Below are 5,042 nucleotides of genomic sequence, written 5' to 3' on the forward strand. Positions count from 1 at the left end.
TCGAGGTCGTCGAGCGACACCTCGCCGGGACGGAGCGGGCGTTCCAGCACTTGCTCCACCAGGGTGCCTTTGACAACTTCCTGGGTGATGGCCGGCTGCACCGGCGGGGCCGCGACCACGGGAACGGGCGCGGCCTTGACCGGCGCCTCGTGCTCGGCGTGCTTGGCGCCTTCGGCCATCGCATGCAGCTTCTCGATCAGGTCTTCGTCGGTGCCCTCGGGCTCGGTCTCGGTGGCTTCCAGGCCGGCGAGGATTTCCTTGATGCGGTCGATCGAAGACAGGATCAGCGTCACGGCCTCGGCCTTGACCGGCATGCCGTCGCGGAATTTGCCCATCAAGGTCTCGCCGGCATGGGCGAGCGCTTCCAGCCGCGGCAGTCCCAGAAACCCGCAGGTGCCCTTGATGGTGTGGACCAGGCGGAAGATGTTATCCAGAATCTTCGCGTCGCTCGGGTCCTGCTCGAACCGCACCAACTGATTGTCGACCGTATCCAGGCTCTCGCTGGTTTCGGTCAGGAACTCCCGCAACAAATCATCCATGAAACTGGCCTTCGTACGCACCGGCACGCGACATCGACGCGCCTTACGGAACGAGACCAGCTTCTATGCAAAGCGTTTAATATTGGTTGAGCAAATGGAAAAGAACGGGATCAACAAAGAGATAAGGCGGCTGAATTAGATTTTGCCGCCGTTCTTCAACCGTTGGTTAACCATGTTTGCGCGTTGGCGCGCTTAGGCCGCGGTGACGACCACCTTTTCCCCGTCAAGCGCGAGCGTCACGCTCAGCCCGCAGGCCTGCGCCAGCAGCCGGGTATAGTAAGGCTGCACCGCGTGCGCATCGACTGACGCCGTCGAGCTCGCACTCACGAGATCGGCGATGTTCTGCGGCACGCGGGCGTTCAGGCCGGAAGAAGTAACGCGAAAACTCATCGTCTCGCCGTCGCCGATCGGATCGATCGTCAGCGTGCCGCCGCGCGGGATCGTCTGCTGCGCAATGATCAGCATGTTCAGCAGCAGCTTCACGCGGTTCTTCGGCAACAGCAGGCGCGGCAAATTCCAGGTGATGGTGATCTTGCCGTCCTCGATATGACCGCGCGCCATGGTCTGGGCATCGCCGAGATCGATCTGCGCACCCGCTGAGCCCGCAGCGCCAAACGCCAGCCGGCAGAACTGCAATCGTGCGGACGCGGTCTTGGCGCTCTTGCGGATCAGATCGAGCGCGAAATCGCGGTCTTCGGGCTTCGGGTTGTCGTCCAGCACCTCAAGCCCATTGACGATTGCGCCAACCGGGCTGATGAGATCGTGACAGACTCGCGAACACAAGAGCGCCGCAAGTTCGAGGGTATCGGGAGCCGGACCGGGAGATGAAATGCCAGACATCAAAGGTTCCTCGAAAGCCGCCGAGTGCCATGTTCCTGGCGGACAGTTTACGAATCACGCGTGCTTTCTGGTTTGATACACTGCGCAGCCCCGTGCTGCCAGCGCGGGGCGGCAATGGCAAGGCAAGAGAAACAGCAAATGGGCCCAGCTCATGAATGAGGCACGCCCCGTACTCGATCGCAACGCTGCCGCGGCGCTGATCGAACCGCTGACCGAGATCGTGATCCGGGCCGGCGCCGCCATCCTTGCCGTCAACCGTTCCGCAATGAAGGTCGACGGCAAGATCGACGGATCGCCGGTAACGGAGGCGGATTTGGCGGCCGACCGGATCATCGCCGAGGGCCTTGCCCAAGTGGCGAGCGACATACCGTCGCTGTCGGAAGAGCGCGCCCAGCAGGCCACGCTGCCCTGCAAGGACAGCTTCTTCCTGATCGACCCGCTCGACGGCACCAAGGAATTCGTCGCCGGCCGCAACGAGTTCACGGTCAATCTGGCGCTGGTGACCCACGGAACGCCGCTGCTCGGCATCATCAGCGCGCCCGCGCTCGGGCTGATCTGGCGCGGCATTGTCGGCCGCGGCGCGGAGCGGCTGACGCTCGGCAAGGGCAAGCCGCTGATGATGCCGGTTCGTACCCGCCCCTGCCCGCCGCGCGGCGAGCCATGGACAGTCGCGGTCAGCCGCTTGCATGGCGATGCCAGGACCGAAGCGTTTATTGCGGAACGACCGGGCGCGGTACGCTGCGAGCTTGGCTCGGCGGTCAAATTCGGCCGGGTGGCCGAAGGCGGGGTCGATATCTATCCCCGGCTGTCGCCGACCTCGGAATGGGACGTGGCCGCGGGCCATGCGGTCGTCGCGGCCGCCGGCGGCCGGATTACGGATTCAACCGGCGCGGCGCTGGTTTTTGGCACAGGGCGGAAGGACTTCATCGTTCCGGAATTCATCGCTTGGGGCGATCCGAAAGCGTCCGTTTGAGTTTCGTTGCCCGGGCGAGCGCAGTTTCGTAGCCCGGGCGAGCGAAACGACCCCGAGCGGTGCCAGACGAATGAAGGTTTGACCACTATTCCCGGGGTCGCTGCGCTCGCCCGGGCTACGGGAGCTGGCTCACTACTGCGCGAGTCCTTGCACCAGCACCGGCCAACGCGCGGTGGCCTCCTTGAGGAAGCGCGCGGGTTCGGCGGCGAACGCATCGCGGTTTTCCTCGCGGCCGAACAGATAGAGCCGCTGGCCCGCGACCACCCAAAAGCGCGGGTTGCCCGCATAGGTCACCCCTCGCCCAAGATCGACCGGGTCGTAGCCGCCGAACTGAGGCCCGTAAATCTCCGGATGCGCAACGAAAGAAGCGCGGTTGCCTTCGTTGCGGAAACGCCAGACGGCGCCGGCGCCGCGCGCTTCGAAATCGGGCAAGCCCTCGATGGCCATGGACTCCGTAAAATAGGCGACGGGATCGAAGCCGCCGATGGCGAGGCCGGAATAGCGGTTCACCACCACCCGCTCGGTGGTCGCGGCCCGCGCGGCAAAATCAAGGCTGAGCAAGCTAAAAAAACTCGCCAATAAGGCAATAAGGGCTATTCCGGGGCGCAAAGCGTATCTTTCCTGCCGTTGTGCCGTCATAGTTGGTGCCGATAACATGCGAGTCGAGGGGACACTGGGCGCAACCTAGAGCCATGCTTGTTGGCGTCAGGTTAAGGCGGCGGCCAGAATTTCGATGCCAGGGGTTCTTTCATGACGTTTGCTTCACGCCTTGCCGCGGTGACGTTTGCCGCGCTGATCTGCTGGACCGTGCCTGCCGGCGCGCAGCAGCCGCCGCCACCGGCGTACCCAGCGCAGCAGCCGCCACCGCAACGCCAGCCAGGGCCCGACACCTTCCATCCCGACGAGCTGGTTTCGGCCGGGCACAAGTTCTTCGGCAACGTCTCGCGTGGCCTTGCTTCCGTCATCGAGCGGGCGGTGAGCCAATGGGGCTTGCCCAATGGCTATGTGCTCGGCGAGGAAGGCTCCGGTGCTTTTGTGGCAGGCCTGCGGTATGGCGAAGGCACGCTCTACACCAAGAACGCCGGCGACCTGCGAGTTTACTGGCAGGGACCATCAGTCGGTTTCGACTGGGGCGGCGATGGCGCGCGTACCATGACGCTGGTCTACAACCTGCCCGCGACCAACGCGATCTACCAGCGCTTCGTCGGCATCGACGGCTCCGCCTATATCGTCGGCGGCTTCGGCATGACCGCGCTCACCGCCAACAACATCGTGCTGGTGCCGATCCGCTCCGGCATCGGCTTGAGGCTCGGCGCCAATGTCGGCTATCTCAAATATACGCCGCGCGCGACCTGGAACCCGTTCTGAGCCCATCTTCAAGCATAGACGCGCGTCTCCCCAGGCGGATTCAGGTTAACGCGGCATTGGGCTGGCGCGGGCAGGGCCCGGCGTGGCATTGTGATTAACGAATCCTAATCTCGTGCGGAGTAACCATCCATGATCGAACCGATCATGTACCTGGCGATCGGTTTTCTGGTCTCCATGCTGTTCGGTCTGATGATCGTGCCGCTGGTGCATAACCGTGCGGTGCGGCTGACGACGCGGCGGCTCGAGGCGGCAACCCCGCTGTCGATGGCCGAGATCCAGGCCGACAAGGACCAGTTGCGCGCGGAATTCGCGATGTCGGCACGGCGGCTCGAAATGAACGTCGAGCAGCTCAAGAACAAGACCACCAGCCAGCTCGCCGAACTCGGCAAGAAGAGCGATGCGATCAACCGCATGAAGATCGAGCTCGGCGAAAAGAACGCCACGATCTTTTCGCTCGAAGCGCGCGAGAAGGCGATGAAAGAGCAGTTGCGCGCCACCGAAGAGGAATTCGCGGCCAAGACCGAACTCCTGCGCAACGCCGAACAGGCGCTGACCGACAAGCAGGCCGAACTCGCCAGGATCAATCACGAATTGAACAGCCGTTCGATGATGGCGGACAGCCGCCAGGTCGAGCTGGTCGCGGTGCGCACGCAGATCGAGGAACTGAAGGGCCGCGTCGGCGACGCCGAAAAGGAATTCTCGACGACGCAGGCCCGCCTCGCGCAGGAGCGCGCCGATTCCGAGCACGCGACGCGCGAACTGACGGAAGCCCGCGGCCGCGTCGAAAATTTGAGCCAGCGCGTCACCGATCTCGACCGGCAATTGATCGTCCAGGTCAAGGAAGCCGAGATGCTCGGCAACCGCGTCAACGACCTCGAAGCGCGGCTGGCGATGCAAGGCAAGATCCTCGCCGAGCGCGAATACGAAAACAACCAGCTCCGGCAGGCGAACGAGAACGCGGAGCGCGCTGCCCGCGAACTGCGCGAGGAGATCGCGGCGACGAACGGCGGCAAGTCGCCGATCGTCGAAAAATTGCGCGCCGAGAAAGCGGCGGTGGAGGAACAGCTCCGCATTGCCCGCGACGAGCGCGCGAAACTCCAGCGTGACATCAACGCTATTCAGCAGCAGGCCGAAAGCTCGTGGCAGACCGAGCGGATGGAAAACGCGTTATTGCGCGAGCGCATCAACGACATCGCCGCCGAAGTCGCCAAGCTCGCCATGCAGCTCGAAGGACCGAACTCGGCGATCGAGGCGATGCTGGCGGCGGAACCTTCCGTGCCGAAAGTGCCGGCCAAGCCCGCCAACGACGTCGCCGGCACCCC

Annotated in this window: 6 protein-coding genes; 3 read left to right on the forward strand and 3 right to left on the reverse strand. The window is 63.9% G+C overall.

What is annotated here, in order from left to right:
• A partial coding sequence (locus CP49_RS25925) for an Hpt domain-containing protein (RefSeq protein ID WP_197423233.1) occupies positions 1–539 on the reverse strand: 539 nt, incomplete at its 3' end.
• A gap of 192 nt (positions 540–731) precedes the next feature.
• Positions 732–1,379 carry a histidine phosphotransferase ChpT gene (gene chpT / locus CP49_RS25930; protein ID WP_057853009.1) on the reverse strand — a complete coding sequence of 216 codons (648 nt, stop codon included), beginning with the start codon at positions 1,377–1,379 and terminating at the stop codon, positions 732–734.
• 151 nt (positions 1,380–1,530) lie between these two features.
• Here chpT and CP49_RS25935 point away from each other — a divergent pair, with 151 nt between their 5' ends.
• Positions 1,531–2,352, forward strand: coding sequence for a 3'(2'),5'-bisphosphate nucleotidase CysQ family protein (locus CP49_RS25935; RefSeq protein ID WP_057853010.1), 822 nt, complete (start codon positions 1,531–1,533; stop codon positions 2,350–2,352).
• Between the two features lie 132 nt (positions 2,353–2,484).
• Here the strand turns inward: CP49_RS25935 and CP49_RS25940 are convergent, their stop codons facing one another.
• The gene (locus CP49_RS25940) at positions 2,485–2,991 is read right to left on the reverse strand and encodes a YHS domain-containing (seleno)protein (RefSeq protein ID WP_276326598.1); all 507 of its coding nucleotides are present in this window, start codon (positions 2,989–2,991) and stop codon (positions 2,485–2,487) included.
• 111 nt (positions 2,992–3,102) lie between these two features.
• Here CP49_RS25940 and CP49_RS25945 point away from each other — a divergent pair, with 111 nt between their 5' ends.
• Both CP49_RS25945 and CP49_RS25950 read left to right on the forward strand, forming a co-directional pair.
• On the forward strand, positions 3,103–3,720 hold the full coding sequence (locus tag CP49_RS25945) for a DUF1134 domain-containing protein (protein WP_057853012.1): 618 nt from the start codon (positions 3,103–3,105) through the stop codon (positions 3,718–3,720).
• A gap of 129 nt (positions 3,721–3,849) precedes the next feature.
• A partial coding sequence (locus CP49_RS25950) for a coiled-coil domain-containing protein (protein ID WP_057853013.1) occupies positions 3,850–5,042 on the forward strand: 1,193 nt, incomplete at its 3' end.

This window comes from Bradyrhizobium valentinum (genome assembly GCF_001440405.1).
GTDB lineage: Bacteria > Pseudomonadota > Alphaproteobacteria > Rhizobiales > Xanthobacteraceae > Bradyrhizobium > Bradyrhizobium valentinum.

What these genes read in the sequence shown, in the direction of transcription:
- CP49_RS25935 (WP_057853010.1), top strand. Translation starts at nt 1,531, where the DNA reads ATGAATGAGGCACGCCCCGTACTCGATCGCAACGCTGCCGCGGCGCTG.
- chpT (WP_057853009.1), bottom strand. Translation starts at nt 1,379, where the DNA reads ATGTCTGGCATTTCATCTCCCGGTCCGGCTCCCGATACCCTCGAACTT.
- CP49_RS25940 (WP_276326598.1), bottom strand. Translation starts at nt 2,991, where the DNA reads ATGACGGCACAACGGCAGGAAAGATACGCTTTGCGCCCCGGAATAGCC.
- CP49_RS25945 (WP_057853012.1), top strand. Translation starts at nt 3,103, where the DNA reads ATGACGTTTGCTTCACGCCTTGCCGCGGTGACGTTTGCCGCGCTGATC.